This window comes from Planctomyces sp. SH-PL62, from assembly GCF_001610895.1.
Taxonomy (GTDB): Bacteria; Planctomycetota; Planctomycetia; order Isosphaerales; family Isosphaeraceae; genus Paludisphaera.
The window spans coordinates 6216086-6232806 of the sequence record NZ_CP011273.1; the positions used below are offsets into that span (position 1 = coordinate 6216086).

Genomic DNA, 16721 nt, shown 5'->3' on the forward strand with positions numbered 1-16721 from the left:
TCGTCGCGACATGAAGTTCGTCCACGCCGCCGACCTGCACATCGACAGCCCCCTGCGCGGGCTGGAGCACTACGAGGGGGCGCCCGTCGAGCGGGTGCGGCTGGCCACGCGGGCCGCCCTGACGAACCTCGTCCGGGTCTGCATCGAGGAGGAGGCGTCGTTCCTGGTCGTCGCCGGCGACCTCTTCGACGGCGACTGGAACGACTTCAACACGGCCCTCTTCGCCGCCGCCCAGATGCGGGCCCTGCGGAACCACGGCGTCCGCGTCTTCGTCATCCGGGGCAACCACGACTCCCGCGACGAGATGAGCTACCGCGTCCCCTGGCCCGACAACTTCCACATGCTCGACTACCGCGAGCCCGAGACCGTCGTCCTGGAAGACCTCGGCGTGGCCATCCACGGCATGAGCTTCCCCCGCCGCGAGCTGACCGAGAACCTCGTCCCGCGCTATCCGAAACCCATCAAGGGATTGATGAACATCGGCCTGTTGCACACCAACGCCACCGGCTCGCTCGACCACGACTCCTACGCCCCCTGCTCGGTCGGCGAGCTGGCCGCCAAGGGCTACGACTACTGGGGCCTGGGCCACATCCACAAGCGCGAGGTCCTCCACGAAGGCCCCCACGTCGTCTATCCGGGCAACACCCAGGGCCGCCACGTCCGCGAGACGGGCGACAAGGGCTGCGTCGTCGCGACCGTCCGGGGGGGCGAGGTCGCGTCGCTGGACTTCCGGTCGACCGACGTCCTCCGCTGGCGCCGCGAGACGATCGCGCTCGAGCCCGAGGACGGCGTCGACGAGCTGATCGACGCCGCCCGGGTCCGGCTCAAGGCCGTCGCCGACGAGGCCGACGGCCGCCTGGCCGCCGTCCGGCTGGAGGTCAAGGGCCGCTGCCGCGCCCACCGAATCCTCGGCGACGAGACCCGGCGGCTGGAGACCGTCGCCCAGCTTCGCGCCCTGCCGGGCGAATTCACCGAGGACCTCTGGGTCGAGAAGATCAAGATGGAGACCGACCACCCCCTCGACCGCGACCAGCTCCGCAAGGGCCGCGACGTCCTGGGCGACCTGCTCCGTTCCATCGACGGCGTCCGATCCGACCAAACCGCGCTCGGCGAACTCGGCCTCCAGATCCGCAAGCTCACCAACAAGGTGGCCCTGGAGCTGAAGGACGAGGGGGACCTGGAATTCGCCGGCGCCGACCAGCTCGCCCGGTGGCTCCGCCAGGCCGAGGACGAGCTGCTCAACCGCCTGACGACGGAGCGCCGCTCATGAAGATCCGCAAGCTCCAGATCGGCGCCTACGGCCGCTTCCGCGACCTCGACCTGACCTTCGAGGGCCAGGGCGTCCAGATGATCCTGGGCCCGAACGAGGCCGGCAAGACCACCCTCCTGGAGTTCGTCCGCGAGCTCCTGTTCGGCTTCGGCGAGCGCACGCCCTACGCCTTCGGCACCGCCTCCGGCCGGATCGAAGGGGCCGCGGACCTCGCCCTCGACGACGGCCGACTGGTGGAGCTTCGCCGCCGCAAGGGGCGCAAGAACACCGTCTCGGGCCGGATCGAGGGGGGCGGCGAGGGGGCCGTCGATCTCGACGAGGCCGGGTTCGAGGCCCTGCTGGGGAGCGCCTCGCTCAACCTCTTCCGCTCGGTCTTCGCCTTCGGGCTGGAGGAGCTGGCCGCCGGCGAGAAGTCGCTGGCCGACCAGAGCGTCAAGTCGGTCCTCTTCAGCGCCGGGGCCTCCGGCGCGGCCGACCCGAAGCGGGTGCTGGAGTCGCTGGACGCCGACGCCCGCAAGCTCTACACCGACGGCTCGCGCAACCTCGTCGTGAACAAGCTCCTGACCGACCTGGCCGAGCTGTCGAAGCAGGTCAAGGGGAAGAGCATCCGCTGCGAGGCCTACGAGCAGCGCCGCAACGACCTGCGGGACGCCGAGGCCGAGGCCGAGGCCCTGTCCGCCGACCTGCTGGAAGCCGCCCGCGACCTGGCGCTCCGGGAGAAGCTGGCCAAGGCCCACGCCCCCTGGCGCGAGCTGTCGTTGATCCGTCGCGAGCGCGAGGGGCTGTCCGCCCCGCAGGGCTTCCCCGCCGACGGCCTCGCGCGGTTCGACGCGATCGAGGTCGAGGCCGCCCGGCTCGCCGAGGAACGGGAGAAGCAGCGGGAGGCCGCCGCGAAGGCCGAGCGGACCCTGGCCGACGTCCAGTTCGACCCCCGCCTGATCGAGCGTCGCACCGTCGTGGAGGGGCTCTATCGCTCCATCGAGGCCGTCGGCCAGGCCCGCCGCGAGCTGCCGGAAGACCGCCGCACGCGCGACGCCGCCCTCCGCGACGCGGCCTCGCGGCTCGCCGGCCTCGCCCCGTCGTGGACGCTCGAAGACCTTCGCGGCTTCCGGCCCACCGCCGAGCGGAAGGACCGCTTCGACCGACTGGTCGCCGAGCGCGACCGCCGCGAGAAGGCCCTGGGCGAGCTGGCCTCGCGCCGCGACGACCTGCGGGGGGACCTCGACGAGAAGGCCGCCGAGCTGGCCGCGCTCGGCGAGCCGGCCGACGTCGCCCCCTGGGCCGCCCTGCTCCTCGAGGCGGACGAGTACACGAAGAACGTCCAGGACTGCGACCGCCGACGCGCCGAGCACCGCAAGCTCCAGCGCGAGGCGGACGACCTGCTCCCCCGGCTCGCCCCCCCCCTGGCTTCGCCGACGCTCCGCGCCGTCCAGCTCCCGGCGCCGCCGCGCGAGGCCGTCGCACGGTTCAAGCTGGACCTCCAGAAGATCGACCAGCGGGTCGAGGCCGCGGAGTCCGGGCTGCGGAAGGACGAGGCCGAGCTGGCCGCCCTGGAACGCGAGGTCGCCGCCCTCAGCCGTCGCGACGGCGACCTCCCCAGCCGCGACCTCCTCGACGAGATGCGGCGGGGCCGCGACGCCGGCTGGGACCTGGTGCGCCGCAAGTTCGCCGAGCAGCAGGACGTCGAGGCCGAGATCCGCGACTGGCTCGCCGACCACGCCGCCGAGGCGGTCCCCGACCTGATCGACGCCTTCCCGGCGATGGTCCGCGAGACCGACCGCTACGCCGACGAGCTGTTCCGCCACTCCAGCGCCGTCGCCAAGCTGGAGCAGCTCCACGCCCTCCGCGACCGCATCCGGCGCGACCGCGAGGCGCTCGACGACCTCCAGGCCGACGCCGATGCGACCCTCGGCCGCTGGCGGGACCTCTGGGCCGACTGCGGGTTCGTCCCCCTGGCCCCCGAGGCGATGGAAGGCTGGCTCGACCGCCTGGAGGCCCTGCGCGGGGTCCAGGCGCGGCTGGCCGAGAACGAGCAGGAGGGCCGCCTCGTCCGCGAAGCGATCGACGCCTACGAGCGCCGGCTCGCCGAGCTGACCGGCCGGGAAGGCCCCGGCCCCCGGCTGCTGGCCGAGGCCCGCGAGCGCGAGCGGACGATCCGCGAGACCGAGCGGTCCCGCGCCGACCTCCAGGCCGCCTGCGTCCGCCTCCGCAAGAAGGCCGAGGACGCCGACGCCGAGATCGCCGCCCGACGCGCCGACGAGGCCGAATGGGACGCCCGCCGCATCGACCTCCTCCGCGAGCTGGATCTCCCCGAAAGCTGGGACGTCTCGCTCCTCGGCCGCGTGCTCCAGGGCCTGGCCGAGACGACGCTGGAGCTGAAGAAGGCCGACGACCGCGAAGCCCGGATCGCCGCCCACGAAGCCCGGCTCGCCGAGTTCGAGCCCCGGGTGCGGACCCTGGTCGAGGAGCTGGCGCCCGACCTGATCGACGCGGCTCCCGAGCAGGCCGCCGCCGCGCTCCACGCCCGCCTGACCGACAGCGTCCAGGCGCGCGAGCGGCGGGCGAACCTGGAGAAGAACCGGGCCGACGCCCTGGCCGAGGCCGCCCTCCGCGACGACCGCCTGACCCGGCTCCAGGCCGACCGCGACGCCCTGCTCGCCGCCGCCGGCGCCGAGACCGCCGACGCCTTCCGCGCCGTGGCCGAACGGGCCGCTCGGATCGTCGACCTGGAGAACCAGGCCCGCGACCGGGGCCGCGAGTTCGACCGGCTCCGCGAGCCCGAGCCGCTCGACGCCTTCGTGGCCCGCCTGGAGTCGGCCGACGCCCCGGGCCTGGAGGCCGATCGCGCCGGGGCCGACGCCCGCCACAAGCAGCTCCAGGCCCGGAAGAGCGAGGCCGACCAGAAGGTCGGCTCGTGCCGCCAGCTCCTTTCGGAGTACGAGAAGGGGGGAGGCGACGCGGCCGAGATCCAGGAGAAGGTCTCCGCCCGTCGCGCCGAGCTGGCCGCGATCGTCGACCGCTACGTCCCCCTGGTCTTCGCCCAGCACCTGCTCAAGCAGGCCATCGCCCGCTTCGAGCAGGGCTCCCGCCCCGAGATGCTCCGGGAGACCTCGCGGATCTTCGAGACGATGACCGGCGGCCGCTACGTCCGCGTCGAGCGCCCGGACGACGACGAGGCCCCGCTCCAGGTCCGCCGGGTCGACGACGAGGTCCTCGAGCCCCACCAGCTCTCCGCCGGCACCCGCGAGCAGCTCTACCTGGCCGTCCGCCTGGCGTACGTCCTGCACTATTGCGGACGCGCCGAGTCGCTGCCTATCGTGATGGACGACGTGCTGGCGAACTTCGACGACGACCGCTCCCGGCGCACGCTGCGGGCCCTGGGCGAGATCTCCGGGAAGGTGCAGGTGCTGTTCCTGACGTGCCACCCGCACGTCGTGGAGCTGGGCCGCGAGGTCTTCCCGCTGCTCCGCCCGATCTCGCTCTCGCCCGCCGGGAAGCCGGCCGAGCCCGCGCCGGAGGCCGGCGCGGGAGCCGCGGGCGAGGGGCCGCCTCGGGCCGGGAAGGGCCGCCGCCATCGCACGCTCCTGGACCTCTCCCCGTCCAACTGAACAGGAACGTCCCGCGATGAGCATCCGCTTCAGTCGACTCCGATCGATCTCGCTCCTCGTCGCCCTCCTGGGCCTCGCCGGCCTCGCGAGGGGGGCCGAGGTCGAGATCCGCGACAAGACCCTGGTCGTCTGGGCGGCGCCGGCGAACACGACCCAGCAGGGGACGGGCGTCCTGACGATCCAGCGGCCGGGCGGGCCGTTTGACTCCGTCGTCCTCGGCGAACTGGCGCCCGGGCGCTGGATGGCCGGCAGCGAGTTCTTCCATCGCACTCACGCCGATCAGGCCGCCTGGCCCGCCGAGACCGCCGGACCCGAGACGTTCGTCCAGATCGCCGTCGCGTACAGGGGCAAGCACGTCTCGATTCATCGCGACGGCCGACTTTACGCCGAGTACGACATGGCCTCCGAGCCCGCCGCGTTCTCCTCGTCGAGCGTCGTCCTGCTGGGCCTGCGTCATCTGGAGATGCTGGGCGGGCCGACGTTCCTGGGCCGGATCGAGGACGCGAGGATCTACCCCGTCGCACTCAACGCCGAGGCCCTGGCGAAGCTCAGGGCCGACGAGCCGTCGGAGCCGAAGCCCCTCGCCTGGTGGACGTTCGACGACGGCGAGGCCGAGGACCGGATGGGGACCTTCCCCCCCGCCAGGCTGATGGGCGCGGCGACCGTCCGCGACGGCCGGCTGCACCTGGACGGCGGCTACGCGATGGTCGGCAAGGGGCTTGGCCCGACGCGGACCCGAGCCACCGAGGACTGGCCGACGTACCACGTCACCGCCCTGCCGAGCGAGGGCCTGGCCCGTCCCTACGACGCCAACGGCTGCATCTACTGGAAGGGCAAATATCACCTGATGTACATCTACCAGGACCCGAAGCTCCCCAAGGGGGGCCACTGCTGGGGCCACGCCGTCAGCACGGACCTGGTGGACTGGACCTTCCTGCCGCCGGCCCTCGTCCCCCAGCCCGAGGATAAGGACGTGGGGATCTTCAGCGGCAACGCCTTCCTCGACAAGGACGGCGTGCCCACCCTCTGCTGGTTCGGCGTCGAGGCCGGCGTCTGCGTGGCCACCGCCCAGGACGACGACCTGATCGCCTGGAAGAAGCATCCCAGGAACCCGATCATCCCCATGCCCAAACCGGGCGAGCCGGGCCACGGCGAGTACACCGTCTGGGACCCGTACCTCTGGCTCGAAGGGGACGACTACATCTGCCTGCTGGGGGGCAACAAGCTCCCCAACGGCAAGGACACGCTCTACACGATGAAGTCCCCGGACCTCGTCTCGTGGACGCCCGTCGGCCCGTTCTTCGAGCACCCCGACCTCTCGTGGACCACCGAGGGGGAGGACTGCTCCTGTCCGGACTTCTTCAAGCTGGGCGACAAGCGGGCGCTCCTCTGCATCAGCCACAAGGTCGGCGGACGGCTCTACATCGGCCGCTATGAGAATGAGCGCTTCTTCCCGGAGAAGCACGTCCGCATGAGCTGGCCGGGCGGGCAGTTCTTCGCGCCCGAGAGCCTGCTGGACGACAAAGGGCGGCGGATCATCTGGGCCTGGGTGACCGACCCGCGCACCCTGCCGACCCAGCAGGCGACCGGCTCCGGCGTGCAGAGCCTCCCGCGCGTGATCGACCTGGACGCCGACGGGAACCTGACCATCAAGCCCGTCCCCGAGCTGGAGCGGCTGCGTCGCAACCACCGCCGTTCCGCGGACATGTCCGTCGCCGGCGAGTTCGTCGTCTCCACCTTCGACGGCGAGGCGATCCGGGGCGACGCGATGGAGCTGGCCCTGTGGGTCGATCCGGCCGCCGCCGAGGAGGTCGCCGTCGCCGTGCGCTCCACCACCGACGACTCCGAGAAGACCGTCATCCGGTACACGCCCGCGACCAAGACGCTGGCGATCGACTCGTCGAAGTCGACCCGGCGCGAGGACGTGGTCTACACCAACGGCCCGCTGGACACCGGCGGCCTGCTGCGTGGTTCGGACTACAAGAACCCCCGGAACGTGGTCGAGGCCCCGCTGGAATTGAAGCCCGGCGAGCCGCTCACGCTCCGCATCTTCCTGGACGGCCCCATGCTGGAAGTCTTCGCCAACGACCGCCAGTGCCTCACCCAGCAGGTCTTCCCCGAGAGCAAGGAGGCGACCCTGGTGAAAGTCTCGGCCAAAGGCGGCCCCGTCGTCTTCGGCGGGATCACGGCCTGGGACATGGACCCCGCGAAGTTCATCGATCAGAAGGGAGCCCGCTGACGTGGCCCTGACCTACCAGCGCGAAGCCTACCCCGCGCTCGACGTCGAGGAGTTCATCGACGTCCTCGTCCGATCGACGCTGGCCGAGCGCCGGCCGATCGACCGGCCCGACGCGCTCCGGGGGATGCTGGCGAATGCTGACGTGATCCTGACCGCCCGCGACGACGGCCGGCTCGTCGGCGTCTCCCGGGCGCTCACGGATTTCCACTTCTGCACGTATCTCTCGGACCTGGCGGTGGACGTCGCCTTCCAGGGCCGGGGGATCGGCCGCGAGCTGATCCGCCTGACGCACGAGGCGGCCGGGCGGCACACGACCCTGATCCTGCTGGCCGCCCCCAAGGCGCGGACCTACTACCCGCACGTCGGCATGACCCCCCACGAATCCTGCTGGACGATCCCCCCCGGCCCGAGGCCCGAGACGCCATGATCGACCGCCCCGAAATCGACGCCGGCGCCGAGACCGACGCCCCCCTGCGCGTCGTGCGGGCGGTCCCCCTGCCGAAGCAGTTCGTGATCGTGGGGGGCGTGCACAGCCTGGGGATCGCCCTGTTCGTCGGGTTCCTGTCCCTCGTGGCGCTGAAGCTGGGGGCCGATTTCGCCAACGGCGGCTCGGGCGACGCCAACCTGCCGTTCGCCCTCGCCTGGGCGACGGCGGCCTTCGGGATCGCCTTCCTCGCGCTCTGGTCGCTCCACTATGCGATCCTGATCAGGAGGCGCTCCCAGACCGCCTACGTGATCTTCCCCGACCGGGTGGAGGTCCGGCGCGACGGCTCGCCCCGGCCGTCGGACGTGATCCCGCTCGACCGCACGATCGCCGTGCAGTCGTGGGCCGGGCCCCTCCTCCGCCCCCAGGGGCTGGCGACCCTCACGCTGGTGGTCGAGGACCCCCCGGACCCGTCCGGCCGCCGCCGGCACGTCTTCCACCCCCTGCCCAACATCCCCGAGCCCGACGCGGTCGCCGACCTCATCCGCTCACGGCTCCCCGCCCGCGCGTCGTCCTGAAATCGGACGAGGCGGGACGTGTCGCCGGTTCCGTCCGGCCCGCTGATTGATCAGTCCCGCGCCCAGCGGAGCCAGGCGTCGGCGTCGGCGTCGCTGGGCATGCGCCAGTCGCCCCGAGGGGAGAGGCTCACGGTGCCGACCTTGGGCCCGTCGGGGACGCACGACCGCTTGTACTGCTGGGCGAAGAAGCGGGAGAGGAACGTCTTCAACGTCTTCGCCACCAGCTCCGGCGCGTACGCCTTCGAGAACGGGGCGAACCGGCTCAGGAAGAGGATCTTCTCGGGGGTGCAGCCGACCCGAACGAGGTGGTAGAGGAAGAAGTCGTGCAGCTCGTAGGGGCCCAGGGCGTCTTCGGTGGACTGCAAGATCTCCCCGCGCCGGGAAGGGGGGAGCAGCTCGGGGGAGATGGTCGTCTCGGCGATCGAGGTCAGGGTGTCCCGGGCGGGTCCCTCGGGGAACTCGTGCTGGGCGACGTACATGACCAGGAACCGCACGAGGGTCTTGGGGATCGAGCAGTTGGGGTTGTACATGCTCATGTGATCGGCGTTGTACGTCGACCAGCCCAGCGCCATCTCCGAGAGGTCGCCGGTCCCCACGACGAACCCGCGCGACATCAGGAGGAACGTCCGCAGCCGCGCCTGGACGTTCTCGAAGACCAGGTCCTTCCGCCGGTCCTCGGGGACGTCGTGCAGGGCCTCGCGGAAGGCGGCCACGTCCAGGCCCCGGACGTCGATCCCGAACGGCGAGTGGCCCAGGTCCTGGAAGGTCCGCAGGGCCAGCGGGGCGATGTCGATGGCCTCGGACGAGACCCCCAGGTGCTCCATCAGGTCGACCGCGTTGGTCCGCGTCCGGCTGGTGGTGCCGAAGCCGGGCATCGTCAGCCCGCGCAGCAGCTTCCGATCCAGCCCCAGCAGGTCCAGCGTCTTGACCGCGACCAGCAGCGCGAGCGTCGAGTCGAGCCCGCCGGAGACCCCCAGGTGGAGCGTCGTCCCGGCCGGCAGCCGCTCCACCCGCTTGGCCAGGCCGGCGACCTGGATCTCGAAGATCTCGGCGCATCGGCGCTTCAGCTCGGGGCCGCTCTCGGGGACGAACGGCGCGGCGGGCACGAATCGCTTCAGGTCCGCGGGCTCGCTCAGGCTCAGGCCCGTCGGGATGCGGCGGAAGGGCCGCGCCAGGCCGAAGGGCGCCTCGAACGTCGCCTCCGAACGGCGCTGGAACGTCACCCGGGCGACGTCCACGTCGCGCTCGATCCAGTACGACCCGCGCTCCACCGTCCGGCCGTCCCCCACCCGGCGGGACTCCTCCAGCAACCGGCCGTTCTCGGCGATCAGGCAGTGGCCGCCGAAGACCAGGTCGGTCGTCGATTCGGTCGGGCCGGAGCCGGCGTAGGCGTACGCGGCGAGGCAGCGGCCGGACTGGCCGACGACGAGGTCGGTCCGGTACGCGCTCTTGCCGATCGTCTCGTTGCTGGCCGAGAGGTTGAGCAGCAAGGTCGCCCCCGCCAGCGCCTGGAAGGAGCTGGGGGGGATCGGCAGCCAGAGGTCCTCGCAGATCTCGACCCCGATCACCGCGTCGCGCCCGGCCTCGCCGGCGCCCTCGGCCTGGAACAGCAGGTCGATCCCGAACGGCGTCGGGCGGCCCAGGACCTCGACCTCCGCCGGCTCGGCCCCGGTCGCGGGACGGAACCAGCGGCGCTCGTAGAATTCCTTGTAATTCGGGATGTGCTGCTTGGGGACGATCCCCCGCACGCCGCCGCCGTCGACCACCGCCGCGACGTTGTAGAGGTGCGGCCCGACCCCCAGCGGGAGCCCGACCACCACCACCCGCGGCTTCCCCGCGTTGGCCTCGACGACCGCCGCCAGCGCGTCGAGCGCGGCATTCAGCAGGGTCGGCTGGTGGAAGAGGTCGGCGCAGGTGTAGCCGGTGAGGCAAAGCTCGGGGAAGACGGCGACGTCGCAGCCTTCCAGCCGCTCCAGGACGCCGACGACCTCGCGGGCGTTGGCCGCCGGGTCCCCCACCGAAGTCCGGATCGATGCGCAAGCGACGCGGACCATACCGAATACGTTCATGTCTTTCCCATCGCGTCGCGGACTGCCGATTGACCGGGCCTCTGCATCGAGAGTAAAACAGGACGGCCCGGGCGGCAATGCAAGTCGGTCGACTCGCCGCTCCGGCGTCGAGCCCCACGGCCCCCCGTCGCGACGATCCGAAGTCCAGGTCATGCCGCGCGAGCCCTCGTCGGCCGCTTTCGACGAACCATTCGGGGACGGACTCATGCTGAGCTTTTCGCGTCGATCGTTCCTCGCGGCGTGCCTCGCGTCGACGGCGGCCCTGGCGTTCGGGCAGGCGCCCGTCGGCCAGGCGCGCAAGCCGTTCGCCAAGCCGGGGACGCCCCGCAAGGCCGAGCGGATCCGGTCGTACGACGTCAAGCACATCCGGGCCGACCTGAAGCTCGACCTGGAGAAAGGGACGATCGCCGGGACGGTCGCGCACACCATCGCCCCGCTGCACGCGCCCCTGGCGAGGCTGGAACTCGACTGCGGACCCAGGCTCAAGGTTGAGCGCGCGACCCTGGGCGCGGCGGGCGTCGAGCTCCCCTTCGAGCATAAAGGGGAGACACTGGCGATCACGATCGAGCCCCCGAGGCCGGCGGGCGAGGAGTTCGTGACGACGATCGCGTACTCCGGCGCGACCGAGCAGGGGCTCCACTTCATCCCCCCCGACGCCGTCAACCCCGACCGCCCCCGCGCCGCCTGGACCCAGGGCGAGGCCGAGGAGACCCGCTACTGGCTCCCCTGCTACGACTCCCCCAACGACCCGGCGACCACCGAGATGGTCGTCACCGTCGCCAGGCCCTACTCGGTCGTCTCCAACGGCGCCCTCGCCGAGACGACGGAGAACCCCGACGGCACCCGCACGTTCCACTGGAAGATGGAGCAGCCCCACTCCAGCTACCTGATCACCATCGCCGCCTCGGAATTCAACACCTTCCGCGACCACGTCGGCGACCTCCCCGTCGAGTACCACGTCCTCAAGAACGTCGACGAGGAGACCGCCAGGCGGTTCATGGGCAAGACGCCCCGCATGATCGAATTCTTCAGCGAGGCGACCGGCCAGCCCTATCCCTACCCCAAGTACGCGCAGGTCTGCCTCCCCGAGTTCAACGGCGGCATGGAGAACACCTCGGCCACCTCGATGACCGACGACGCCCTGCTGGACCGCCTGGAAGCCCAGGAACGCGACATGGACGGCCTGGTGGCGCACGAGCTGGCCCACCAGTGGTTCGGCGACCTGATGACCTGCAAGGACTGGTCCCACCTCTGGCTCAACGAGGGCTTCGCCTCCTACTTCGACCCCCTCTTCGCCGAGCACGAGCTGGGCGACGACGAGTTCCGGCTTCAGATGCGAGCGGCGCAGCAAGGCTACCTCGGCGCCGACCGCATGTACCGCCGGCCGATCGTCGAGCCCCGCTACGAGAACCCGATCCAGCTCTTCGACGGCATGTCGTACGCCAAGGGAGCCAGCGTCCTGCACGCGCTCCGGGGGACGGTGGGCGACGAGGGCTGGTGGAAGGGGATCAAACGATACGTGGCGGCGAACAAGTTCCGCAACGTCGAGTCCGACGACCTCCGCAAGGCCTTCGAGGCGGCGACCGGCAAGGACCTGGGCTGGTTCTTCGACCAGTGGGTCTACAAGGCCGGCCACCCCGAGCTGAAGGCGTCGTGGCGATATGAGCCCGAGGACGCGACCGTCCGGCTCAAGGTCGAGCAGGTCCAGAAGCTCGACGAGCAGACCCCCCTGTTCCGCCTGCCGACGACCGTCGAGATCGTCGAGGCCCCCGGCCGCTCGAAGTCGGTCGCGATCGTCGTCGACGGCCCGACGCACGAGTTCGTGATCCCGGCCGGGGCCGAGCCGAAGGCCGTCCTGCTCGACCCCCAGGGCTGGATCCCCAAGGAGCTGATGTTCGAGCGGCCGGTGGCCGAGAACCTGTTCCTGCTCGAACATGGCCCCAACGTGCTGGCCCGGCTCGACGCGGCCGAGGCCCTCGCGAAGAAGGTCGCCGATCATCCCGAGGCCAGGACCGCGCTGGCCGCCGCATGGTCGAAGGAGAAGCGGCCGGACGCGGCGGTGAAGCTGCTGGAGACGCTGAAGGCGGGCGACGAAGCCAACCGCGCGACCCTGGTCTCGGCGGCCGAATCCCCCGAGGCCCGCGTCCGCGCGGCGGCCGTCCGAGGTCTGGCCGCGCTCCCCCGCGACGACGCCTCCGAAGCCCTGCTGCGGGAGGTCTGGAACGACCCCGAGGCCCCGTACGGGGCGCGCCGGGCGGCGCTTCGCGGGCTGGTGACGTGGAAAGTCGCCGACGCCGAGAAGCTCGCCGACGCGGCGCTCGACCTGGTGGACGGCCGGCACGTCCTGGCCGCGACGGCCCTCGGCCTGGCGCTCGAACAGCCCGGCGCCCGCGCCCGCGAGTTGGCCGCCGCCTATCTCGCGCCCGGCCGTCCCCCCCGGCTCCGCTACGCCGCGCTCCAGGCGATGGAGTCGCTCGCCAAGGACGACGCCGGGCTCCAGGACCTGATCGTCCCCCTGGCCGAAGACGCCGACCGCGGCATCCGCACCCGCGCCTGGGGCCTGATCCGCACGCACCGGATCCAGAAGGCCCTGCCGGTCCTGGAGAACCGCCTCAAGATCGAGGACTTCGGCTTCAACGCCGGCGCCCGCAACATCCTGGAAGCGGCCCTCAAGGCCCTGAAAGAGGCCGGGCCCGAGGCCGTCAAGGCCCCGACCCCGCCCGCTGCCGCAGCCGCCCCTGCGCCCGCCCCGGAGCCCTGGGCCGAGATCCAGAAGCAGGTCGACGAGCTGGAGCGTCAGCTTCGCGAGTTGCGGAAGAAGATCGAGGAGCGAAAGGCCGGGTGAGGCCGTCTCGAACGGCGGCCGGCCTGCGGCCCGCTCACTCGCCGAACGGCGAGAGCGTGGGCCCGCCGGGGTTCACCGGATGCTCCGGCTCGGGGGCCGGCGAACCGACCGTGCCGACCTGGTCGGGGTCGACGGCGATGCCGGGGCTGGGCTCCAGCACGGGTGCCGAGGGGAGCCGGACGTCGCCCATCCGGCGGTCGAAGCGCCTGGGGCCCGTGCAGCCCGAGGCCAGGGCGAGCGCGATCAACAACGCGGTTGTACGGAACAGGCACGTCATCCCGGTCTCCTCCTTGAAGGGGTCAGACGGATTTCTCGCCGCCCGGACCGGCTAGAATAGCGGGATCGCGATTTCCGCCTAGTCGAAATCCCCTCAAGTCCGCGACGCGGTCGACCGACACGCCCCGAATCGAGAGGAGGAGAAGCTCATGAGCACGCCCCCGGACCCCGCCGACGCCTGGCCGTTCACCGAGCCCCCCGACGACGACGTCGTCACCCTCGACCGGATCGTCCGCGGCGAGTCCCCCATCCTCCTGGCCGCCCGCGACGACGACGGCTGGCAGTTCCTGGACGGCGAGCACGTCTTCGAGGAAGACGGCGAGGTCGTCCTCTTCGGCGAGATCCTCCAGTTCGATCCCTCCCTGGCGGAACTGGCCGATCTCCCCATCGGCTGGCACGCCCGACGCCCGACCGTCGACTCCCCCTGGCAGCGCGCCGAGGGCGAGCCGGAGCCCTGACCGCCGGGTCGATCGAGGCCCCGGATCGAGATCCGACATCTCTTGCGCAATCTTCCGGCGGCCTTAATCCAGACTTCACAATCCTCCCCGATAATCCCAGGCGATGAGGCGATCCGGGATGGAGCCCGAGGCCAGGGCGGGCGTGCCTCCGGTCCGCAAGGGTTCGTCGCGAGTGCGTCGTCCGGTCGGGGGGGGGGCGTGAAGAGGATTTGAACATCTTGAGATTTTCGAAGATCGGCGGGAGAGGGATCCCCGCATGGCTGGTCGCCGCCGCCCTGGCGGGCGGTTGCGGCGACGAGGCCGGGCCGCCCCGCGAGGCGGTCTCCGGCAAGGTGACCTACGACGGCAAGCCGGTGGAGCGCGGCTCGATCCAGTTCCTGCCGAAACAGGCCGCCGAAAGCGGCGGGGCCTGGGGTTCGATCGTGGACGGGGCGTACGCCATCCCGGCCTCGGACGGCCCGGTCGCCGGCGAATACGCGGTCTCGATCACCTCCGCCCCGGAGGCGTCCGACGCGGCCGACGCCCTCCCCGGCGACGACTCCGGCGCGGTCGCCGGCGACGTGATCCCCGAGGACTACAACCTCAAGACGACCCTCACGGCGACCGTCGAGCCGGGGAAGGCGAACACCGCCGACTTCGACCTGGCCCGCAAGGCCGCCCCCCGCAAAGGGCGGCGCCCCTGACCCCCGTCGGGCGCCTCCCCACATGCCCCGCATACCCACGAACACCGCAACCCGAGAGGATTCCGTTTCCGATGGATGAGAGAACGAAGCGGCGCGGCTTCACGCTGATCGAGCTGCTGGTGGTGATCGCGATCATCGCCGTCCTGATCGCCCTGCTGCTCCCGGCCGTCCAGTCCGCCCGCGAGGCCGCGCGACGGATGCAGTGCGCCAACAACCTGAAGCAGATCGGCCTGGGGATGGCGAACTACGAGAGCACCTACGGCAGCCTCCCGGCCGGCATCAAGGGCTGCTGCTGGGGGACCTGGATCGTGTTCGTCCTCCCCGCGATGGAGCAGACCGCGGCCTTCAACGGCTGGAATTTCAACGGCGACAACTCGGCCAACGGCGCGGCGACCGGCGCCGGGGCGACGGCCCTCCGCTACGGCGGGGCGGCCAACACGACGATCTCGCGGACCCTCTTCAGCGTCTACCTCTGCCCCAGCGACCAGCCGGCGAAGCCCCGCGAGCAGATCCCGTCGTTCAACTACGCCGCGAACTTCGGCAACACGACCTTCTACCAGCTGGCGACGACCGGCTCGGGCGCGGACCTCGTGACCTTCCAGAAGGCGCCGTTCACCGACATGTGGCCCCCCACGGCCGTCAACGGCGGCCCCAAGGGCTACACAGTCTCGCAATACGGCACCGTGGGGCTCTCGGCGATCACCGACGGCACCAGCAACACGATGCTCATCTCCGAGATCGTCCAGGGCCAGCAGCCCAACGACCTCCGCGGCTTCGTCCACTGGGGCTACGCCGCCGCCTTCGAGACCACCCTCGCCCCCAACAGCCGCCTCCCTGACGTCCTCTGGTCCAACTATTGCGACCCGAACAATCGCGGCTCGTCCCCGCCTTGCATCATCCAGCCGCTGGCGCGGAACACCGTCCTGGGCTCCCGAAGCCGCCACCCCGGCGGCGTCAACAGCGTCTTCGCGGACGGCCACGTCGCGTTCGTGAAGGATTCCATCAGCCTGCCGGTCTGGCGCGGGCTGGGCTCCATCGCCGGCGGCGAGGTCCTCAGCTCGGACGCGTACTGACCCCCCGGAACGCCCCCAGACCTTCCCTCGCGGCGCCGCGCCCAGCCCGGGCGGCGCCGCGTCCTTGCGCCGGTCCCTTGCCTCCGACCGCCCCGACGGTTTCCTCGCCGCTCGGATCGGCTAGAAGGCCGGGATCGCGATTCCCGACCTCCCCGTCGGCTGGCGCGCCCGACGCCCGACCGTCGATCGGCGAAGGACGGCCAGGTTCAGGCGAGCGGGCGACGCGGCTTCATGAGGCCCCCGCCGACGGCCGCGGCGGCGATCGCGGCGAGGGCGAGGGAGGACGGCTCGGGGACGATCGTCCCCGTCAGGGAGAAGGCCGCGTTGAAGGTCCTCCCCTGCCCTTCGATGTCCGTCCCGACCCGCAGCCAGTCGGGCGCGAGGGCCTCGTTGCGGATCCAGGTCTGAAGGTCGGGCGCGAACGGCGTGCCCGGCGCGACGATCGGCCTCGGGGCCGAGAGCCAGTAGAACTGCTGATCCGCGCCGCTCATGAGCACCTGCGTCACCAGGAAGTAATGGCCGGCGTCCAGCGTGATCGGGACCGTCAGCGCCACGTCGAACAGGGTTTCCGCGCCGGTGACCGCGCCATCGCCGCCGGTCGTCACGCCGGGGAGCGGGTGGATGCCGTTCAGGACGGAATTGCCGGCCGTGAACGACGAGGCCAGCACCGTCGAGCCGAACGTCAGGCCCCCCGACGTGGAGTCGCGCGAGGTGAACGCGACGTCGGAGGGCGAATTGACCCGGGTCGGGACGTTCCCGGACGGCGGGTCGGTGGAGTCCAGTGGGAAGACCCGATAAATCTCCACGACGACCTGGCTGACGTCCGCCGTCGTCGCCCCCCCGGTCAGTAGCCCCGTGAACGAAAGGCTCGTGAGCCGGGTGGCCTGATCCAGGATGAAATCGTCTCCCGTCTCGATCTCCTCGCCGCCTGCGCCGGCGGGCCGCGAGGCCATGGCCATCAGGCCGTCGGGGTCCCCCGTCGAGAACGAGAAGTCGCCGGCCCGGGCCGGGCTTCCGACCGAGCCGACGACCAGCACCGCCGCGAGCATCCGCAGCCAAACACGCATCGTCTTCTCCGTTCACCTTGAAACCCGAATCGCATCCATCCTTGTGCCGCAACATCACATTTTGGATCACGAACACGATTCGGGTCGGATTTGAGCACATTCCTCCGCCCAGCGTCCAGGAAAATCCGCGC

Annotated in this window: 12 protein-coding genes; 9 read left to right on the forward strand and 3 right to left on the reverse strand. The window is 71.4% G+C overall.

The genetic code is table 11. From position 1 onward, the window contains the following. Window positions 1–10 precede the first annotated feature (10 nt). From VT85_RS24310 to VT85_RS24330, 5 genes are read left to right on the forward strand one after another with little or no spacing between them, the layout of a single operon-like run. The gene (locus VT85_RS24310; RefSeq protein ID WP_068420731.1) at window positions 11–1270 is read left to right on the forward strand and encodes an exonuclease SbcCD subunit D; all 1260 of its coding nucleotides are present in this window, start codon (window positions 11–13) and stop codon (window positions 1268–1270) included. After that, window positions 1267–4878: an AAA family ATPase gene (locus VT85_RS29785; RefSeq protein WP_068420733.1), complete on the forward strand. Its 3612-nt coding sequence runs from the start codon at window positions 1267–1269 to the stop codon at window positions 4876–4878. Before VT85_RS24310 ends, VT85_RS29785 begins: the two co-directional genes overlap by 4 nt. A gap of 16 nt (window positions 4879–4894) precedes the next feature. Continuing rightward, window positions 4895–7117: a GH32 C-terminal domain-containing protein gene (locus VT85_RS24320; RefSeq protein ID WP_068420735.1), complete on the forward strand. Its 2223-nt coding sequence runs from the start codon at window positions 4895–4897 to the stop codon at window positions 7115–7117. A gap of 1 nt (window position 7118) precedes the next feature. Further along, window positions 7119–7544, forward strand: a complete 426-nt coding sequence (locus VT85_RS24325) for a GNAT family N-acetyltransferase (protein WP_068420737.1) — start codon at window positions 7119–7121, stop codon at window positions 7542–7544. Beyond that, window positions 7541–8119 carry a PH domain-containing protein gene (locus VT85_RS24330; protein WP_068420739.1) on the forward strand — a complete coding sequence of 193 codons (579 nt, stop codon included), beginning with the start codon at window positions 7541–7543 and terminating at the stop codon, window positions 8117–8119. The genes VT85_RS24325 and VT85_RS24330 overlap by 4 nt, the downstream gene beginning before the upstream one ends. A gap of 50 nt (window positions 8120–8169) precedes the next feature. Here VT85_RS24330 and VT85_RS24335 read toward each other — a convergent pair whose 3' ends face one another. Further along, complete coding sequence (locus VT85_RS24335; protein ID WP_068420741.1) at window positions 8170–10188, reverse strand: NAD(+) synthase; 2019 nt, start codon at window positions 10186–10188, stop codon at window positions 8170–8172. 205 nt (window positions 10189–10393) lie between these two features. Between VT85_RS24335 and VT85_RS29790 the strand changes: the two genes are divergently transcribed. Then, the gene (locus VT85_RS29790) at window positions 10394–13033 is read left to right on the forward strand and encodes a M1 family aminopeptidase (protein WP_197490988.1); all 2640 of its coding nucleotides are present in this window, start codon (window positions 10394–10396) and stop codon (window positions 13031–13033) included. A gap of 34 nt (window positions 13034–13067) precedes the next feature. Here the strand turns inward: VT85_RS29790 and VT85_RS24345 are convergent, their stop codons facing one another. Further along, window positions 13068–13310: a hypothetical protein gene (locus VT85_RS24345; RefSeq protein WP_156513072.1), complete on the reverse strand. Its 243-nt coding sequence runs from the start codon at window positions 13308–13310 to the stop codon at window positions 13068–13070. 148 nt (window positions 13311–13458) lie between these two features. Here VT85_RS24345 and VT85_RS24350 point away from each other — a divergent pair, with 148 nt between their 5' ends. The 3 genes from VT85_RS24350 (at window position 13459) to VT85_RS24360 (ending at window position 15523) form a co-directional block, all read left to right on the forward strand. Next, the gene (locus tag VT85_RS24350) at window positions 13459–13767 is read left to right on the forward strand and encodes a hypothetical protein (RefSeq protein WP_068420747.1); all 309 of its coding nucleotides are present in this window, start codon (window positions 13459–13461) and stop codon (window positions 13765–13767) included. Between the two features lie 218 nt (window positions 13768–13985). Beyond that, entirely contained in the window at window positions 13986–14450 is a 465-nt protein-coding gene (locus tag VT85_RS24355; RefSeq protein WP_156513073.1) for a hypothetical protein, read from the forward strand. Window positions 14451–14521: 71 nt separating this feature from the next. Continuing rightward, window positions 14522–15523 carry a DUF1559 domain-containing protein gene (locus VT85_RS24360; RefSeq protein ID WP_068420751.1) on the forward strand — a complete coding sequence of 334 codons (1002 nt, stop codon included), beginning with the start codon at window positions 14522–14524 and terminating at the stop codon, window positions 15521–15523. A 206-nt stretch (window positions 15524–15729) separates the two neighbouring features. On the opposite strand, the gene VT85_RS24365 is transcribed toward VT85_RS24360, so the two are convergent. Continuing rightward, on the reverse strand, window positions 15730–16590 hold the full coding sequence (locus VT85_RS24365) for a PEP-CTERM sorting domain-containing protein (protein ID WP_068420753.1): 861 nt from the start codon (window positions 16588–16590) through the stop codon (window positions 15730–15732). Window positions 16591–16721 lie beyond the last annotated feature (131 nt).

Coding starts and splice junctions, on each gene's coding strand:
- VT85_RS24310 (WP_068420731.1), top strand. CDS start 11: ATGAAGTTCGTCCACGCCGCCGACCTGCACATCGACAGCCCCCTGCGC.
- VT85_RS29785 (WP_068420733.1), top strand. CDS start 1,267: ATGAAGATCCGCAAGCTCCAGATCGGCGCCTACGGCCGCTTCCGCGAC.
- VT85_RS24320 (WP_068420735.1), top strand. CDS start 4,895: ATGAGCATCCGCTTCAGTCGACTCCGATCGATCTCGCTCCTCGTCGCC.
- VT85_RS24330 (WP_068420739.1), top strand. CDS start 7,541: ATGATCGACCGCCCCGAAATCGACGCCGGCGCCGAGACCGACGCCCCC.
- VT85_RS24335 (WP_068420741.1), bottom strand. CDS start 10,188: ATGAACGTATTCGGTATGGTCCGCGTCGCTTGCGCATCGATCCGGACT.
- VT85_RS29790 (WP_197490988.1), top strand. CDS start 10,394: ATGCTGAGCTTTTCGCGTCGATCGTTCCTCGCGGCGTGCCTCGCGTCG.
- VT85_RS24345 (WP_156513072.1), bottom strand. CDS start 13,310: ATGACGTGCCTGTTCCGTACAACCGCGTTGTTGATCGCGCTCGCCCTG.
- VT85_RS24350 (WP_068420747.1), top strand. CDS start 13,459: ATGAGCACGCCCCCGGACCCCGCCGACGCCTGGCCGTTCACCGAGCCC.
- VT85_RS24360 (WP_068420751.1), top strand. CDS start 14,522: ATGGATGAGAGAACGAAGCGGCGCGGCTTCACGCTGATCGAGCTGCTG.
- VT85_RS24365 (WP_068420753.1), bottom strand. CDS start 16,590: ATGCGTGTTTGGCTGCGGATGCTCGCGGCGGTGCTGGTCGTCGGCTCG.